This is a genomic window from Micrococcaceae bacterium Sec5.8, from assembly GCA_039636775.1.
Classification (GTDB): Bacteria; Actinomycetota; Actinomycetes; order Actinomycetales; family Micrococcaceae; genus Arthrobacter.
Map to the genome: position 1 here is coordinate 3,587,535 of CP143429.1, position 15,716 is coordinate 3,603,250.

General features: G+C 63.9%; 19 protein-coding genes. 8 read left to right on the forward strand and 11 right to left on the reverse strand.

Features of this window, described 5'->3' with window-relative positions:
* Positions 1-2: 2 nt before the first annotated feature.
* From hpaH to VUN84_16560, 3 genes are all read left to right on the forward strand, one after another.
* Positions 3-788 carry a 2-oxo-hepta-3-ene-1,7-dioic acid hydratase gene (gene hpaH, locus VUN84_16550; protein XAS63881.1) on the forward strand — a complete coding sequence of 262 codons (786 nt, stop codon included), beginning with the start codon at positions 3-5 and terminating at the stop codon, positions 786-788.
* Complete coding sequence (locus VUN84_16555; GenBank protein ID XAS63882.1) at positions 773-1,585, forward strand: HpcH/HpaI aldolase/citrate lyase family protein; 813 nt, start codon at positions 773-775, stop codon at positions 1,583-1,585. The genes hpaH and VUN84_16555 overlap by 16 nt, the downstream gene beginning before the upstream one ends.
* A 141-nt stretch (positions 1,586-1,726) precedes the next feature.
* Entirely contained in the window at positions 1,727-2,389 is a 663-nt protein-coding gene (locus VUN84_16560) for a dihydrofolate reductase family protein (GenBank protein XAS63883.1), read from the forward strand.
* A 4-nt stretch (positions 2,390-2,393) separates the two neighbouring features.
* On the opposite strand, the gene VUN84_16565 is transcribed toward VUN84_16560, so the two are convergent.
* The 5 genes from VUN84_16565 to VUN84_16585 form a co-directional block, all read right to left on the reverse strand.
* The gene (locus VUN84_16565; protein XAS63884.1) at positions 2,394-2,810 is read right to left on the reverse strand and encodes a helix-turn-helix transcriptional regulator; all 417 of its coding nucleotides are present in this window, start codon (positions 2,808-2,810) and stop codon (positions 2,394-2,396) included.
* Positions 2,811-2,825: 15 nt separating this feature from the next.
* Complete coding sequence (locus VUN84_16570; protein ID XAS63885.1) at positions 2,826-3,815, reverse strand: DnaJ C-terminal domain-containing protein; 990 nt, start codon at positions 3,813-3,815, stop codon at positions 2,826-2,828.
* Between the two features lie 236 nt (positions 3,816-4,051).
* The gene (grpE, locus tag VUN84_16575; protein ID XAS63886.1) at positions 4,052-4,726 is read right to left on the reverse strand and encodes a nucleotide exchange factor GrpE; all 675 of its coding nucleotides are present in this window, start codon (positions 4,724-4,726) and stop codon (positions 4,052-4,054) included.
* A gap of 2 nt (positions 4,727-4,728) precedes the next feature.
* Positions 4,729-6,600 (reverse strand): molecular chaperone DnaK, encoded by a 1,872-nt coding sequence (dnaK, locus tag VUN84_16580; GenBank protein ID XAS63887.1) that lies wholly within the window; start codon positions 6,598-6,600, stop codon positions 4,729-4,731.
* Between the two features lie 256 nt (positions 6,601-6,856).
* The gene (locus tag VUN84_16585) at positions 6,857-7,255 is read right to left on the reverse strand and encodes a hypothetical protein (protein XAS63888.1); all 399 of its coding nucleotides are present in this window, start codon (positions 7,253-7,255) and stop codon (positions 6,857-6,859) included.
* A 279-nt stretch (positions 7,256-7,534) separates the two neighbouring features.
* On the opposite strand from VUN84_16585, the gene VUN84_16590 reads away from it, so the two are divergent.
* Both VUN84_16590 and VUN84_16595 read left to right on the forward strand, forming a co-directional pair.
* The gene (locus tag VUN84_16590) at positions 7,535-7,801 is read left to right on the forward strand and encodes a hypothetical protein (protein ID XAS63889.1); all 267 of its coding nucleotides are present in this window, start codon (positions 7,535-7,537) and stop codon (positions 7,799-7,801) included.
* Between the two features lie 561 nt (positions 7,802-8,362).
* Positions 8,363-8,671, forward strand: a complete 309-nt coding sequence (locus VUN84_16595; GenBank protein ID XAS63890.1) for a hypothetical protein — start codon at positions 8,363-8,365, stop codon at positions 8,669-8,671.
* 309 nt (positions 8,672-8,980) lie between these two features.
* Here VUN84_16595 and VUN84_16600 read toward each other — a convergent pair whose 3' ends face one another.
* From VUN84_16600 to VUN84_16610, 3 genes are all read right to left on the reverse strand, one after another.
* Positions 8,981-9,640, reverse strand: coding sequence for a uridine kinase (locus VUN84_16600; GenBank protein ID XAS63891.1), 660 nt, complete (start codon positions 9,638-9,640; stop codon positions 8,981-8,983).
* Between the two features lie 131 nt (positions 9,641-9,771).
* Entirely contained in the window at positions 9,772-10,260 is a 489-nt protein-coding gene (locus tag VUN84_16605) for a hypothetical protein (protein XAS63892.1), read from the reverse strand.
* A gap of 228 nt (positions 10,261-10,488) precedes the next feature.
* A complete protein-coding gene (locus tag VUN84_16610; protein XAS63893.1) occupies positions 10,489-10,944 on the reverse strand; it encodes a hypothetical protein in 456 nt (151 codons plus the stop codon).
* A 191-nt stretch (positions 10,945-11,135) separates the two neighbouring features.
* Between VUN84_16610 and VUN84_16615 the strand changes: the two genes are divergently transcribed.
* The gene (locus VUN84_16615) at positions 11,136-11,354 is read left to right on the forward strand and encodes a hypothetical protein (protein XAS63894.1); all 219 of its coding nucleotides are present in this window, start codon (positions 11,136-11,138) and stop codon (positions 11,352-11,354) included.
* Positions 11,355-11,473: 119 nt separating this feature from the next.
* On the opposite strand, the gene VUN84_16620 is transcribed toward VUN84_16615, so the two are convergent.
* Complete coding sequence (locus tag VUN84_16620) at positions 11,474-12,175, reverse strand: hypothetical protein (protein ID XAS63895.1); 702 nt, start codon at positions 12,173-12,175, stop codon at positions 11,474-11,476.
* A gap of 122 nt (positions 12,176-12,297) precedes the next feature.
* On the opposite strand from VUN84_16620, the gene VUN84_16625 reads away from it, so the two are divergent.
* Positions 12,298-13,467 carry an IS30 family transposase gene (locus tag VUN84_16625; GenBank protein ID XAS63896.1) on the forward strand — a complete coding sequence of 390 codons (1,170 nt, stop codon included), beginning with the start codon at positions 12,298-12,300 and terminating at the stop codon, positions 13,465-13,467.
* 139 nt (positions 13,468-13,606) lie between these two features.
* On the opposite strand, the gene VUN84_16630 is transcribed toward VUN84_16625, so the two are convergent.
* On the reverse strand, positions 13,607-14,458 hold the full coding sequence (locus tag VUN84_16630; GenBank protein ID XAS63897.1) for a methyltransferase domain-containing protein: 852 nt from the start codon (positions 14,456-14,458) through the stop codon (positions 13,607-13,609).
* A gap of 234 nt (positions 14,459-14,692) precedes the next feature.
* On the opposite strand from VUN84_16630, the gene VUN84_16635 reads away from it, so the two are divergent.
* Positions 14,693-15,031: a hypothetical protein gene (locus VUN84_16635; protein ID XAS63898.1), complete on the forward strand. Its 339-nt coding sequence runs from the start codon at positions 14,693-14,695 to the stop codon at positions 15,029-15,031.
* 164 nt (positions 15,032-15,195) lie between these two features.
* Here the strand turns inward: VUN84_16635 and VUN84_16640 are convergent, their stop codons facing one another.
* Positions 15,196-15,687 carry a GNAT family N-acetyltransferase gene (locus VUN84_16640; GenBank protein XAS65884.1) on the reverse strand — a complete coding sequence of 164 codons (492 nt, stop codon included), beginning with the start codon at positions 15,685-15,687 and terminating at the stop codon, positions 15,196-15,198.
* Between the last annotated feature and the right edge of the window lie 29 nt (positions 15,688-15,716).

Consider the following 15,716-nt stretch of genomic DNA (forward strand, 5'->3'; position numbering starts at 1 on the left):
CCATGCTGGATACCAGGACAATTGAGGCGATCGCCGACGAGCTGGTCGAAGCCGGCCGCAGCCGCACGCCGGTCCCGCGCCTGACGGCCCGCTACCCGGACATGACGGTGGAGGACTCCTACGCCGTACAGCAGCTGTGGCGCCGGCGCAACGAGGACGCCGGACGGACCCTGGTGGGCCGCAAGATCGGCCTGACCTCCCGGGCCATGCAGGCGGCCACCGGCATCACCGAACCGGATTACGGTGCCATCTTCGATGACATGGTGCTGGAAACGGGCTGCTCCGTGGAATGGGAGAAATACACCCATCCCCGTGTGGAGGTGGAACTGGCCTTCGTGCTGAAGAAAGACCTCGCCGGGCCCGGCTGCACCATCTTCGATGTGTTGAACGCCACGGACTACGTCGTTCCGGCCTTGGAGATCCTGGATTCCCGGATCGAGATGGAAGGCCGGACCATCGTGGACACCATCTCGGACAATGCGGCCATGGGCGCGATGGTGATCGGCGGCAACCCCGTCCGTCCCGACGCCGTCGACCTGCGCTGGGTGTCAGCCATCCTGTACAAGAACCAGACCGTGGAGGAGACCGGGGTCGCCGCGGGGGTCCTGGACCATCCAGCAAACGGGGTGCACTGGCTGGCCAACAAAATCGCCCCCCATGGGGACAGTCTGAAGGCCGGGGACATCATCCTCGCCGGCTCCTTCACCCGCCCCCTCTGGGTCTACAAGGGCGACACCATCCATGCCGATTACGGACCGCTGGGAGCCGTCACATGCCGCTTCGAATAAACGCCACGTTCCGGGACGCCCTGCGCAACCAATCCGGCGCTGCCGGCCGCCCGCTGGCGGGCATGTGGGTGTGTTCCGGCAGCCCCCTGGTAGCCGAACTCTGCGCCGGCTCCGGCCTCGACTGGCTGCTGGTGGATGCCGAACACAGCCCCAACGGGCTGGAATCCATCCTGGCCCAACTGCAGGCCATCAACGGCTACCCGGTCCACACCCTGGTCCGCCCCCCCGTCAACGACACCGTGGTGATTAAGCAGTACCTCGACTTGGGCGTCCAGAACCTGCTGATCCCCATGGTGAATTCCGCTGCCGAGGCGGAGGCGGCCGTGGCAGCCACTCGCTACCCGCCCCACGGAGTGCGCGGTGTCGGGTCCGCGCTGGCCCGGGCGGCCCGCTGGAACCGCGTTCCCGGCTATCTGGCCACGGCCAGTGAAACCATCAGCGTCACGGTACAGATCGAATCGGGAACAGCCGTTGACTCGGTGGAGGACATCCTGCGGGTGGACGGCGTCGACGCGATCTTCCTGGGGCCTTCCGACCTCGCCGCGTCCCTGGGGCTGCTGGGGCAGCAGGAGCATCCCCGGGTGCGCGCCGCCGTCGAGCATTGCCTTGCTGCCGCCACGGCGGCCGGGAAACCGGCCGGGGTGAACGCGTTCACCCCGGCCACTGCGCGCGGCTACCTGGCCGCCGGCGCGTCGTTCGTGCTGGTCGGAGCGGACGTGGCGTTGCTGGCCCGCGGCTCGGAAGCTCTTGCCGCCGAATACATCAGGCCCGACGGCGGAGGCACGGCCAGCTACTGAGGAGCATGCACCGCCCTGAAACTCCTTGCGGGTTACCGGCAGCCTGCGCTACGGTCGGCGCATCGATTGCAGACTGCGTGCGGTTGAGGCCGGCCGTTCCGCGCGTCGCCTCCCGCACCCGACCACGAGCAAGGGAGCCCCATGTCACTCGTCCGCGTTCACAACTTCTCCGTCTCGGTCGACGGTTTCGGCACTGGTGAGGGACAACAGCTGGACGCGCCCTTCGGGCACGCCGGGACTCGTCTGCTCGAATGGGCTCTGCCGACCCGCACCTTCGGGCAGTTGGGCTTCCATGGCGAGGAGGAGGGCTCCAAGGGCATCGACGAAGTCTTCGCAAGCCGATGGGCCACCGGCATCGGTGTGGAGATCATGGGCCGCAACAAGTTCGGGCCTCAGCGCGGCCCATGGGCCGATGAGCAGTGGCAGGGCTGGTGGGGCGACAACCCGCCCTTCCACACCCCCGTGGTCGTCCTGACCCACCACCCCCGCCCGGCGCTGACCATGAACGGCGGCACCACGTTCCACTTTGTGGACGCCGAACCCGCCGATGCGCTTGAGCAGGCACGCGCCCTCGCCGGGGACCTGGACGTGCGAATCGGCGGCGGCGTCACCACTATCCGCCGGTTCCTCGAGGCCGACCTGATCGACGAGATGCACATCGTTCTTGTACCGCTCCTGCTCGGCCGGGGCGAACGGCTCTGGGACGGCCTCGAAGGACTCGAGCAACGCTTCCACATCGAGGCGGCGCCCTCACCCAGCGGTGTCATCCACCTGACCTTCGCCCGGCGCGGCCCAACCGTCTAGGTCCTTAGGTGCGCGGCCGCCAGACGACCACGGCCTGGGAGCGGGCGCGGGGGCGCTTGCCGCGGACGAGGCTGACGACGTCTCCCGCCGTTCCGGCAGCGAAGATGCGGGAGTCCAGAGCGCGCGGGCGGCGTTCGATTTCCTCGCTCAGCTCGGCGACGCGCCGCTGAAGGGCCGCCACCTGGTTCTCCAACTGGAGAATCCGTTTGATGCCTTCAAGGGAAACGCCTTCCTGCGAGAGGCGCTGCACCTCGCGGAGCATGTTGACGTCCCGCTGGGAATACCGGCGGGACTTGCCCGGGGCCCGGCTGGGCGAGACGATGCCCAGCCGGTCGTACTGCCGCAGCGTTTGGGGGTGCATGTCCGCCAGCTCCGCCGCGACGGAGATGACGAAGATCGGCTGCTCGTAGTCGATGGCCATGGCAGGCATCCGTCCCTAGAGCCGGGCCTTGGCTGCCAGCTCAGCGCGGACGTCCTCACCGGTGGTCGCCGCGGCGAACGCCTTGACGGCCTCCTCGGCTTCCTTGTTCAGCTTCCGCGGAACGGCGACGTCGATCGTCACCAGGAGGTCCCCGGTGGCTTTGGCATGCTTCACGCCGCGGCCCTTGACCCGAAGGGTCCGGCCCGACGCCGTTCCGGCCGGAACGCGCACCCGGACTTTGTCACCGTCTAGGGTCGGAACATCGATGTCCGAGCCCAGGGCTGCCTCCGGAAAGGTCACCGGAACATGGATGCGCAGGTTGTCGCCGTCACGGACGTAAAAATCATGCGGCTTGACCGAGACGGTGACCATGAGGTCACCGTACCCGGCCGGACCGTGCTGGCCCTTGCCGCGGACACGGACTTTCTGTCCGTCCTTGATGCCGGCCGGCACGCGGACATCGATCACTTCGCCGTCCGGTTCACGCAGGCCGATGGTGGTGCCACGGATGGACCCGGCAAAGGAAATGGTGGTGGACGCGGTACGGTCCGCACCTTTCTGGGGTGCGCGCTGGAAGGACTGTCCACCGCCGAAGCCGCCGCCGCCAAAGAGGTCGGCGAATTCGGGCGGAATACCGCCGGAGGTGTTGTACCCACCGGGCTGGCGTCCCCCGCCGCCGCCGCCGCCGGTGAAGAGGCCGCCGAAGAGGTCCTCGAATCCGGCTCCGCCGGCACTTCCGCCGCCTCCGCCGGGGGCGAAGCGGGCGCCGCCGCCCATGGCCCGGATGGCGTCGTACTGCTGACGCTCATCGGCATCGGACAGCACAGAGTACGCCTCGGAGATGTCTTTGAACTTCTTCTCCGAAGCGGCGTTCCCCGCGTTCGTGTCCGGATGGTGCTGCCGCGCGAGCTTCCGGTAAGCCTTCTTGATGTCGGCGTCGGAAGCGTCCTTGGCGATTCCAAGGATCTTATAAAAGTCCTTGTCCACCCAGTCCTGGCTAGCCAATGGCGTTTCCTTTCAAATACAAAACAATTAAGGCGAGACTACCGGTGAACGCCGAAGCGAAGGAGGGGGTCCATTCACATGAGGCGAGCAACGAGCCGGCGCGGAGGCCGGATAGGGGGCGGCGGTGTGGCTACCGCGATGGGCCCACGGCTGCGAGGGCCCCGACGCGAGCTTGCGAGCGTCGGGAGCAGCCGGGGACGGGCACCGCCCCCTATCCGGCGTAGCGCAGGAGGTAGCTACGCCGGGACAGCCACGATGACCTGGGCTGCCCGCAGGACCCGGTCCCCGCTCTTGTAGCCGGAGCGCAGGACCTGGCTGACGGTGTCGATCTCGACGTCCGTGCCGGGCTGCTGGATGAGGGCCTCATGGATTGTGGGGTCGAACTCCACGTTGGTCTCATCAATGCGCACCAGGCCGTACGTCTTCAGCGCGTTCTCCAGCTTGGCGGCGATCGCGGCAAACGGTCCGTCCGTGAGATCACCGTGCTGGCGGGCGGCGTCGACGTCGTCCAGTACCGGGAGCAGGGAGTTCAGGACGCCGATGACGGCCATTTCCCCTGCCACGGCACGGTCGCGTTCGACGCGCTTGCGGTAGTTGACGTACTCGGCCTGCAGGCGGCGCAGGTCATTCCTGAGCTCCTCCGCCTCCGCGCCGTCAGCGCCCTGGGCCACGGAATCCGCGGCCGGAACCTCCACGCTGTTGAGGATGTCCTCGGCCTGGGACAGCGCGTCCCCGGATTTGGACTCCCCCGCGGCGGGGTGCTCCTGGTCGGGGTGGCGGGCCTGGCCGGTCTCCGGGTCAACCTTGCGGTTGTCGTGGATGATCGGTTTCTGCGGCTCGTTCTCCCGCTGTTCAGCCTCGCGACGGCTCTCGGAAGAACCGTGCTCTTCTTCGTTACCGTGGTGCGGCATGATTACTTCTTCTCGTCTTCGTCAACGATCTCAGCGTCGACGATGTCCTCGTCGGCTCCCGCTGCGGACTCGCCGGCGGGGGCACCTGTGGAGCCGTCGGAGCCGGTGGCGCCGTCCGGGGAACCGGCCTGGGCGTAGATGGCCTCGCCGAGCTTGGTCTGGGAAGCCTGCAGCTTCTCAAACGCGGTCTTCACCGCGGCGTCGTCGGTGCCCTCAAGGGCTGCCTTCAGGGCGTCGACGTCGGCCTGGACCTCGGTCTTGACCTCGTCCGGCAGCTTGTCGGCGTTGTCGGCGATCAGCTTGTCCACGGAGTAGGCGAGCTGCTCGGCGGTGTTGCGGGTATCGGCTGCCTCGCGGCGGGCCTTGTCCTCCGCTGCGTGCTCCTCGGCATCCCTGACCATGCGGTCAATGTCTTCCTTGGAGAGGCTGGAACCGCCCGTGATGGTCATGGACTGTTCCTTGCCGGTGCCCTTGTCCTTGGCCGAAACGTGAACGATGCCGTTGGCATCGATGTCGAAGGTGACCTCGACCTGCGGGACGCCGCGCGGAGCCGGTGCGATCCCGGTCAGCTCGAACGTGCCCAGCGGCTTGTTGTCCCGGGTGAATTCACGCTCACCCTGGAAGACCTGGATGGCCACGGACGGCTGGTTGTCATCAGCCGTGGTGAAGGTCTCGGAACGCTTGGTGGGGATGGCCGTGTTGCGCTCGATCAGGTGCGTCATGATGCCGCCCTTGGTCTCGATGCCGAGAGAAAGCGGAGTGACGTCGATCAGGAGAACGTCCTTACGCTCGCCCTTGAGGACACCAGCCTGGAGCGCGGCGCCGACAGCTACAACCTCATCGGGGTTGACGCCCTTGTTCGGTTCCTTGCCACCGGCGAGATCCTTGACCAGGTCGTAGACCGCGGGCATGCGGGTGGACCCGCCGACCAGAACGATGTGGTCGATCTGGGACAGCTGGATGCCGGCTTCCTTGATGACGTCGTGGAACGGCTTCTTGGTGCGCTCGAGCAGGTCCTTGGTGAGGTCCTGGAACTTGGCGCGGGTCAGCTGCTCATCCAGGTGCACCGGACCGTCGGGGGTGACGGAGAGGTACTGGAGGGAGACATTGGTGCTGGTGGAGGAGGACAGTTCCTTCTTGGCCTGCTCTGCTGCCTCACGAAGGCGCTGCAGGGCGATCTTGTCCTTGGACAGGTCGATGCCCTTGACCTTGAGCTGGTTCAGCAGGTAATCAACGACGCGCTGGTCCCAGTCGTCGCCGCCGAGGCGGTTGTCGCCTGCGGTGGAGCGGACCTGGATGGTGGAGAAGTTGTCTTCGTCCTTGCCGACCTCGAGGAGGGAGACGTCGAAGGTTCCGCCGCCGAGGTCGAAGACGAGGATGAGTTCGTCTTCCTTGCCCTTGTCCAGGCCGTAGGCCAAGGCCGCCGCGGTGGGCTCGTTGACGATGCGCAGGACCTTGAGGCCGGCGATTTCGCCAGCTTCCTTGGTGGCCTGGCGCTCGGCGTCGTTGAAGTACGCAGGAACGGTGATCACGGCGTCCGTAACCTTTTCACCCAGGTAGGACTCGGCGTCGTTCTTGAGCTTCATGAGAATACGGGCGGAGATTTCCTGCGCCGTGTACTTCTTGTCGTCAATGGCGACGCTCCAGTCGGTACCCATGTGGCGCTTGACGGAAGCGATGGTGCGGTCAATGTTGTTGACGGCCTGACGCTTGGCGATCTCGCCAACCAGGACTTCGCCGGACTTGGAGAATGCAACGACCGACGGCGTGGTGCGTCCACCCTCGGCGTTGGCAATGACGGTGGGCTCGCCACCTTCGAGAACGGAGACGACGGAGTTAGTTGTTCCGAGGTCAATACCTACTGCACGTGACATATGTTGCGTCCTTCTTTCCTTGGAAACTCGCCTGAGTGGCTGCGGACCGCAGGGGCCCGAGGGTTATTGAGCGATCTGCACTCAACTTTACTCGGACCCCGCGCTAAGTCAATTCAAGTTGAGCGACCTACGCTCAACTTTGAATTATCGAGCCGATAGAAAGAGCCTTCAGGCGGCGATCATCCCGGAATTCCTGGGTTGATTCTGGAAGCAACCGCCTGTTGCGCGGCATTTCGCTCTTGGCGAAGCCCGTCCGTCAATGGTCTCCCCGGTGAGCCTCGCGGTCTGATTTGTCCGCCGCCTCACGCCCCGCGGGTCCACTGTCGGCGGCCCGGCCGGTCCGGGAGTCACCGGCTGCGCCGTAGTCACCCTCGGGGTAGTCGCCCTCTTCCGAGCCGACGGCAGTGGCCGCGCTGTCGCCTGCATCCCCGTAGTCGCCCTCGGGGTAGTCGCCCTCGGGCGCGCCGACGGCGGCTGGGCTGCTGACGCCCGCATCCCCATAGTCACCGGTGGGGTATTCTCCTTCCTCGGCTCCGGCCGGGTTCTCCCCGGTGGCACCGGCCGCGCCGTAGTCGCCCGCGACGTACTGGCCCTCTGCTGCCGGCTCTTCTTCCGGTTCTGCTGCGGTGTGATCAAACTCGGTGTTTTCAGACATGTTTGGATCCTTCCTGGAAGCCTCGGCGCGCCCAGGCAGGCGCAGTGGCAGTCTATCGAGCGCTGCGGGGAGACAACAGGGGCCGACGCCGACGGGACCGCGCCAGGAGTCCGAAGCACGGCGGGGCCGCCCCGGGCACTGCCAAAATGCTCGCGGCGAGGCGCAGAATGTCCTCGATGGTCCGGGTTCGGAATGTTCGCGGGCAATGCCGGCGCAGCCGTGCAATAACGGCAAAGTGAGACCGCCATGTCCCAGCCTTGATCCCCCGGAGCCCCTGCCTTGTTCATCGTCACCGGTCCCGTCGGCTGGGCGGTAGTCGAACAGCTCGCTGCGGCGGGCCAACGGGTCCGCGTGCTTACCCGGTCCGGCATCGGGCCCGATGAACCGCTGCTCGAAAAGAAGGCTGTGGACGTGTCCGGCGCGGCGCAGCTCGCCGGGCTGCTCAGGGGCGCCCAAGCCGTCTTTCACTGCGCCCACGGCTCGCAGTACCGCGCGAAAACGTGGGGTGTTAACAGTGGGCGAAGGAACTTCCCGGCGCCAAGTTAACGGTACTTGTCGCGGCGGGCGAAGCCGGCGCCGTCGTCGTGTTTCCGGAAAGCTTGTACCCGTACGGCCAGCCAGAACAACCGATGACCGAACAAGGCCCGCGGGAGGCTCGCGGGCCAAGCGCGGAATCCGCACCCAGAGCGAGATCGCGGGAGCATTCGCCGGTGGGGCAGCATGATCGATACCAAGTGACTGCTGTTTGTCTCGGCAAGCGATCCCTTCACGGGCGCCCCATCTATCTTGGCCTTGGCTGGCCCGCTCCACTACCTGAGAGTTGGGGAAGACCGTGCTTTGACAAGTGGCCAGGCGCATATGCAAGCGTCAAGTGCAGTGCCATGCTGAAGCCGAGGACGGTCAGGCTTAATGTGAACGGGGGCAAGTGTGGCTCGGGTGTGGCAGCAGATATCAATGGCCCGATCGCACTTGACGATCAGTTTGATTGTCGTGCTCTCGGCGGCTGCCGTAGCAGGCTGCAGCTCCTCTTCCCAGGGCGAGCCGCCATGCTTTCCCCCTAAGTTCTCGGCCAACCCATCCAGTATTAGGACTGGCGAGGAGGTTACGGTGTCAGCCTCCGACGCGCAGTGCAATCCGCGCTACGGGGAGAACGCCCGCATCAAGATCACCGTGACAGACTTCAGCGGTGGCAAAGTCATCGATACCACGGCCCCAATGAACGATGCCGGCGGATTCACCTACACCTTCAGAATGCCGCCCGAAGCCGCGGCAGGAGAGGGCTCTATTGCCGCTTACCCATATGACATCGACTGGTGCGACGACACGGGCCGGAACAACCGAGCGGATGCAGAAGCCCCTGCCTTCACACTCGTTTCCTGCGCAATGCCGCAGGAGCCCATCACGATACTTCCCTAGAACGGGGACTCAAATTGGCCAGCCAAGGCCAAGATAGATGGGGCGCCCGGTGAAGGATCCCTGACCGGACGCAAAAGTTCGCTGCCATCGTTCAGCGACACCGGAGCGACGACTACGCCCCCTAGAAAGTGGCCTGCGGGGGCGCTGCCCTCGGGGTCTGGGTGGAAATGCGTCTTGGCTGCCCCCACGACCTCGCCTACGGTGACGGCCACGAAAACGACTCAATCGTTGCTCGGCGCGATCATCTCTTTGGTCCAGCGTATTGGGCGGCAGGAGCCGCTCCCTGGTCCGTGGCCGTTGGTCGAACCTTCACCGGACAGTTGAAACCATGTCGGGACGGATGACTTTTGGGGAAGTGAAATCAGAGTTATCTACGACGAACGTGGCAAGTTCCCAGGGGCGTGCAGCGTCGAAGTAGAGGCGCTGTCCACCGACGTACCGGCGCATCGTTGGGTGCTCAGGGTCGGGGTTGCTCCCGTTCCGAACTGCCATTCGTGCCGCGGTTTCAGTGAACGGAACGTCCAGAAACACCGAAGCATCCCAGTAGGAGACGAGTTCATCCCGGTGCAGGAACATGCCTTCGACAACGACCAGTGCATCTGATGGAGCGCGAACGACTTCCACTAGTGCCATTCGGTCGGTCACTGAGTCATAGGAAGCCGGCGAGTACCAGCCGTCCCCCTTTGGGCCCAGTGGCGTAAGCAACTGATCCTGCAGGGCAGCGTAGTTGTAGGTATCCTGCCAGAACCCTTCGGGTGAGGCACGTCCCTTGGCATGCCTGACAGGCGAGGGGTTCAGAAAGTCATCGGCGTGGACGACAATCACGGGTCGATTCTGGATCTCGAAGGCCAGGTTTGCGGCGAACGATGTCTTGCCACTGCCATCCACGCCATCGATTGCAACGAACCGGCGCCCTGGACCGATGGCGCTGAGAATGTCGGTTGCCAGTGATCGCATGAACTTCTTCATTTCGCCATATTCCCAGAAGCGGCCCCTAACCAGCGTCCGCAAGAAGATCCCCCTACGGGCACTCATGCGCACCGAGCTCACAAGCCCCGCCACGCAGCGAATTCACACATTATGGGAGACAGCGCAAACGTCTACTGCCTCTGCCCGGGAGCAGAAGCGGCTGTTACGCCATCGCCGGGTCCATGCTCGACGAGCGGGCCTGACGCGCCGCTGATGCGGGTACCCTGCTCAGTCGTAGCGGCCATTACCAGCACACCAAACTCGAAGCCTGAGTACCGCGCCCGCTTGAATAGGCCGGCTTTCGGTTCAGCGTGCGCGCCGGGCCCGACTGCCGATACGAAGACATCGCTGTTCTCGTCACCACTGGCGATGAAGGTCACCCGGCGGTCGAATATCTCCGAGTCGAAGCGGGCGCGTAGCTCAATGACGAATTCGCCACCGACTTCCACATCAGGATGCATAACACCCAAGTCGCCCAGGGTAACTTCGCCAGCGGGCTTCAGAGTCCCGTCAGCCTGGCGGACCAATATCGTGGCGCGACCATCCCGAACCTTGCCATCTTTTACCCAGGAGACGTCATCACGCGGATAACATCCCAAGGTCACCTCGTCTACCTGCACGACACCCGCTCCTTTTCCAAAGCCATAAGGCACAACGTTACGACGATATTGGAGGGGACTGTCTCGGGTCGGGTTGACTCGTGCAGCAGAGTCGCTCTGTGACCGAAGCGCCCGTAGACGGATCCTTCACCGGACGCCTCGAAAACTAGCTTTAGCGCTCAAGGGCGCCGGAACCTTTATGAGTGCCTGCCGGTTCTGTGAGTCTTGCAAGCGCGTGCGAGGTTCTCGCTATGTGCCGACGCTGGCGTATTCCCCGTTCAGATCCTTCGTCAGTCGTTCGGTGTTCCACGTTGGGGGTTGTCCGCTTGCCATGCGGCTGAAGTCGACAACCATCCAATTCTTGCCGTATACGAGATGGATCTTGCCCTGACTCGAGTCAGACAAGAGTTGGTAGCTTTCCTTAAGAGCGTTTTGATCCGGGTAAAGATCTAACTGGACATTTTGAAAGCACAGTTTCTGTGCTGACGTCAGCGGAACACCATCACCCATAGGAACGATCGGTTCCCCAGCAGGATCGGATTCACAGCCCAGGATCCCATCGACGGCAGCGTAGGCCTCGTCGATCGAGCTGAACGTTCGTAAGTTTTCGCCTCGCGGTTGGTCCTGGGGCGCGCACCCCGTGAGCGGGACCGCAACCAAAAACGTTGCTACGGCAACTGCTAGCAAACGCCCACGTTTCGTCATTTCTACCCCCAAGCAGAATTGTTGTGTTGCCCCAGCCTAAAGCTGCATGTCAATGGCCAATAGTTTGCGCCCATGGACGGCCAGGGTAGTGCCCATTAGCGTGGTGTAACAGCCCGGCCCTGGGCGTGTTGTTCTCGACGATCGGACACTCGAGCATGGATTGGTCCTTCAATATCGGTGATCCAGACGCGATGTTCCAACAGCCGCCTAAGGAAGTCGCAGCCCCGGTCAAAGCTGCCGCTGAAGCGTTCGCGCAGGCATCGAGGACAGCCAGGCAGGCCGCTGATGACCTTGCCGAGTCGGTACGCACCGCAGCCGCTGCGGGATATGGGCACGCATGGATTGGCGAGCACTCGGGCCTGGCTGCCTCAGATGTTCAGCGACTCATTGGCGGAGAGAACCTCTACTAACGTTTGGCACTGCCACCTCCAGTTAGATCTTGAGGCATGGTCCTGACGACAGGACGTACAGTTTCCGCGCCCGTAAGCCGATCCTTTACCGGACGCCGAGGAGGCTTCCCCGGCCTGGGCTAGACAATGGCTCCGTCGTTCAGCTGTTGGCGCCTGGAGCGGCGGGGGAGCCCTCGGGCCCAGAATGCGATCATGAGCCCGGCCGTCGCGGCCCCGCCAGCGTGAATCCAGGACGACGACCAAGATCCTTCAGGGGTGGGAACCCCAAAGACAACCACCACCACCGCAAGCCCCAGCAGGACCTCCCCGGCGGCCTGTAACGGCCGGGCGCGGTACCCGGGGTAGGCCAGCCGGACCAAGGGGATGATCGGCAGCAGGAATAGTCCCGGGCTGAAGACCACGAAGACCACGTTGAATGTGAAGATGAGCAGGCCTAACACCAGCATGCCCAAGAACTTCAGGACCTGCAGCACGGGGATACGGTTCTCCGCCGTCCACCGGCTCAGCAGCAGACCCCAAGCCGGAAGGCCGAGCAGCCATCCACCGGCCCAGAAGCCCAGGTTCAGCAGCGCCAGGACCACGACAAGGGCACCGGGCAACAGGAACGCCGCGCCCTGTCGCAGCGACGGGAGCCTCCCGGCCGGGACGAAGATGCACGCCCCAATCAGGAGATAAGCGACCACATACCAGGGCAGGAGCTGGATCACCGGCACCTGGGCTAGCCCAAACACCAGCAGCGTCAGCGAGGCGGTCATCACGCATACCGCAGCGAACGCCCACGGCCGGCGAGCAAGGCTTGGTGCGGCATCCCCCAATGTCATGAACCGCACTCTACCGGCTTCAACACGCCCGGAAGCCTTGCCATACATGACAGCTGGGCTGCAATGATGAAGCGCCCGGTAAAGGATCCTTGGGTTCTTGCGGTGATTGCAACACTTAGCGGATGGGTGTTGTTATGGCGGGGTATTCAATTCATTTGAGGCCTGATCTCTTGCAGGTTTTTTGGGCCGGGATGCAGGCGGGTGAGTTCATCACCGATGCCGTGGTTCCGATCAATACGAGCCGGCGTACCGGGCGTAGGGTCTTGGCCGAGGCCGGTGGTGTCAGGCCCCGGCGGGGCCGTGATCTGAAGGGCCGGTGTCTGACCTTCGCTCAGCGCGAGGAGATCGCAATACTGCGTGCCCAGGGACAATCTCTGCGGCAGATCGGAGCGGTGGTCGGCAGAGCGGCCTCCACGGTTTCCAGGGAGTTGCGGCGCAACTCGGTGGCAGGAATGCCCTACCGGGCGAGCTCAGCGCACGCACTGGCCTATGAGCGGGCCTCGCGTCCGAAACCAGCGAAACTGCACACGAACACCGTGCTGCGTGCGAAGGTGGAAGATGACCTGAAAAAGAAGTACTCACCCGAGCAGATCGCAGGACGACTCCGGGTTGAGTTCCCCGATGAGCCGGAGATGAGGGTGTCACCCGAGACGATCTACCAGTCCCTTTACGTCCAGTCCCGCGGGGCGCTGAAGCGCGATCTGACCGCGTGCCTGCGCACCGGGCGGGCTATCAGGCAGCCCTGCCGCAAGGCCGGCCAGCGCAAGAACCGGATCCCCGGAATGATCAACATTTCCGAACGTCCCCCCGAAGTTCAGGACCGGGCCGTGCCCGGGCATTGGGAAGGCGACCTCATCATCGGCAAAGGGAATCAGTCCGCGATTGGAACGCTGGTCGAGCGGACCACTAATTACACGATGCTCGTACACCTGCCGGACGGGTACAAGGCCGAGCAGATGCGTGATGCACTGACCGCGAAGATCAAGACACTCCCCGAGTCGCTGCGGCATTCCCTGACCTGGGACCAAGGCATCGAGATGCAGGACTGGAAAACCGTGAAGATCGACACCGGCATCGAGATCTACTTCTGCGACCCACACTCGCCCTGGCAGCGCGGCATCAACGAAAACACCAACGGCCTGCTGCGCCAATATTTCCCCAAGGGCACCGACCTGAGCATCCACAGCCCCGCAGACCTCGACTGGGTTGCCCAGGAACTCAACGACCGACCGCGCAAAAGACTAGAGTTCAAGAAACCGATCGAACTGATCGAAAACCTCCTGTTGCAATGACCGCCTGAATCCGCCGATCCCTCAGCGGGCGAATTTCGGTCGTCGTGACCGAATGTGCCCTTTGACCGGACGATCAATGGAGATTCGCCGCGCCCGTGCTTTCGACAGAGTTTTCCAGCGGGATCAGCGGATCGGACCACTAGTCAGGCTTGTCGAATACGCTCTGGATGAACACCGTGCGCCCGGCGTCGGTGTTGCGCCCGGAGTTACTCGTCTTGACGGCTGCCTGTTCTCCCAGCACGAGATGCATTCCAAGCGGAGGAGGGGCGCTGGAGCCGCTCGCACCCGACGCATGCGCCTTCGCCTGCTGTGCCTTGCGCGCCGCCATGATGTCGGCGGTAATGTCGCGCCAGGTGCGCTCCAGGAGACCTGCACCGCGGATCAACCCGCGGAGGGATTCCGCATCGGCCAGATGGCTCTGGTTGGGGCGGCTCGCCCATGGGACCGGAAGCTCGATCGGCTCGCCGTTCCCCGCGCAGATTTCCTGGCAGACGAACAGCCCGCCCGGCCTGAGTACCCGGGCGATTCCGAAATACAGGCGGCGCTTGTCCCGGATGTTCATCTGCATTTGTATCGTCCACACCACGTCGAAGCTGGACGCGGTGAACGGAAGCTCCAGGGCATCACCCGCCTGAAAGCGGGTGCGATCGGACAACCGCGTCATCCGAGAAAGGGCGTTGGCCACCCCGCAGAATTCAGGCGAGAGATCGATGCCTGTCACGTCGCAACCCAAAGTTGCGGCGAGGTAACGCGCCGGGCCGCCCAACCCGCTTCCCACGTCGAGCACTCGCGATCCTGGCGGAATCTTTGCAAGCTCCACCAATGCGCGCGTGGCCGAACGTCCCGCGGAGTGAAACTCGTCGGCCGGCGCGAGGTCTTCGTACGTGACCGAGTCCAGGTCCTTGCCGAGAGCTTGCAACCCCGCCACGATTCGCGGCAGAAGTCCGCCCGGCTCGTAGTGACGAAGCATTTCCTCGTGCGAGTCGCCCATGGACGCAAATCCTGCGCTGATTTCGGGGAGCCGTCAAGTAAGCGCTTGCTCCCACCACCCCGTCACCTACCCTCCTCCGGCAGGAGGGAGGGTCTGGCCTGTGCCCTCACGAGGTCTCCACTCGACGCAGAACGGCATCGCAGACCCCCTGACCAGCAAACGATCTCTGTCCTCCTAAACGACATCGGAAGGGTCGCGGTCGTGCAATTCTCCCTTCGTCCCAAGGGTCCGTGGGTGGCTGACAACCTGGATCAGCGGATAGCTCGCCTCCCCGCAATCGCTTACGGCTTCGTCGTCCGCTGGACCGTTCCCGAGATGCGATCCATGGCGCAATTCCTACTGGTGCTGTCAGGCGTCTTGCTCGGCGCCGCAGCAACGCTTCTTATCGAATTTCTCCTGCCCCGCCGTGCGGCAGAGAAGGCAGAGGCGGCGACGGATGCGTCGCGAGAAATTCAAGAGACGTCGCCAGAACTTCTTCGCGAGACTCAACTCCTGCTCGCCCACGCGCAGGCCGAGTTGCGTCAACGACCCTGGTGGCGACGGCGGCCGAAAGGTTCAAGGCGATACAAATAGGAACCTTATCTACCTCGACCCTGTCGTCTCGCGGAGGCCAACATCGTCGCTCAGCGATCACAGCGAGCCACCAGCGTTCGTAAGCCGGTGGTTCAACGGACGCCACAGCGCCCGGTAGTCGATCCTTCAGCGGCACGCACTCACACTCTTGGGGTGCGCAGCAGTCAGGACAGATTTCCTAACTTGTGAAGCAGCGTATCCGAACCGCCGTTACGTCCGACTTTGGAGAAGCCCATCCGCTCGTAGAGTAGCCTTGCTCGATTCCCGTCCTCGACGCTGAGGCTGATGGCCGGTACACCGTGCGACCGTCCGACCTCGATAAGGCTTGCCATGAGAGCCGTACCGGCTCCATTCCCACGGTAGTCCGGCAGAACGCCAATGGTGAGCTCCGGAATATCCTCCGCTACAAAGCCGTATCCGGCATTGTCAGGGGTGAAATTCCGACACCATGCTCCCCCGATGGGAGTACCGTCATCTGTCTCAGCTACGACGCCGAAGTCACCGACCTGGGGCCAGCCGGCAAGGTAGCGCGACAGATTGGGGTTGGTCTTGAACTGTTCTTGCGTGAAGCGGGCGGTTCCGTTCCAGTTCATAGCCTCGAAGGCCGCTGCAGCCAAGATTGATTCATCGTTGACCGTCGCCGCCCGGACCCTGATTGCTCCTTATGTCATGACCGCTACTTAAC

Bases quoted from the DNA above. Each gene is read 5' to 3' on its own strand.
- hpaH (XAS63881.1), top strand. From the start codon at position 3: ATGCTGGATACCAGGACAATTGAGGCGATCGCCGACGAGCTGGTCGAA.
- VUN84_16555 (XAS63882.1), top strand. From the start codon at position 773: ATGCCGCTTCGAATAAACGCCACGTTCCGGGACGCCCTGCGCAACCAA.
- VUN84_16560 (XAS63883.1), top strand. From the start codon at position 1,727: ATGTCACTCGTCCGCGTTCACAACTTCTCCGTCTCGGTCGACGGTTTC.
- VUN84_16565 (XAS63884.1), bottom strand. From the start codon at position 2,810: ATGGCCATCGACTACGAGCAGCCGATCTTCGTCATCTCCGTCGCGGCG.
- grpE (XAS63886.1), bottom strand. From the start codon at position 4,726: ATGCCGCACCACGGTAACGAAGAAGAGCACGGTTCTTCCGAGAGCCGT.
- dnaK (XAS63887.1), bottom strand. From the start codon at position 6,600: ATGTCACGTGCAGTAGGTATTGACCTCGGAACAACTAACTCCGTCGTC.
- VUN84_16585 (XAS63888.1), bottom strand. From the start codon at position 7,255: ATGTCTGAAAACACCGAGTTTGATCACACCGCAGCAGAACCGGAAGAA.
- VUN84_16600 (XAS63891.1), bottom strand. From the start codon at position 9,640: ATGAAGAAGTTCATGCGATCACTGGCAACCGACATTCTCAGCGCCATC.
- VUN84_16610 (XAS63893.1), bottom strand. From the start codon at position 10,944: ATGACGAAACGTGGGCGTTTGCTAGCAGTTGCCGTAGCAACGTTTTTG.
- VUN84_16615 (XAS63894.1), top strand. From the start codon at position 11,136: ATGTTCCAACAGCCGCCTAAGGAAGTCGCAGCCCCGGTCAAAGCTGCC.
- VUN84_16620 (XAS63895.1), bottom strand. From the start codon at position 12,175: ATGACATTGGGGGATGCCGCACCAAGCCTTGCTCGCCGGCCGTGGGCG.
- VUN84_16625 (XAS63896.1), top strand. From the start codon at position 12,298: ATGGGTGTTGTTATGGCGGGGTATTCAATTCATTTGAGGCCTGATCTC.
- VUN84_16630 (XAS63897.1), bottom strand. From the start codon at position 14,458: ATGGGCGACTCGCACGAGGAAATGCTTCGTCACTACGAGCCGGGCGGA.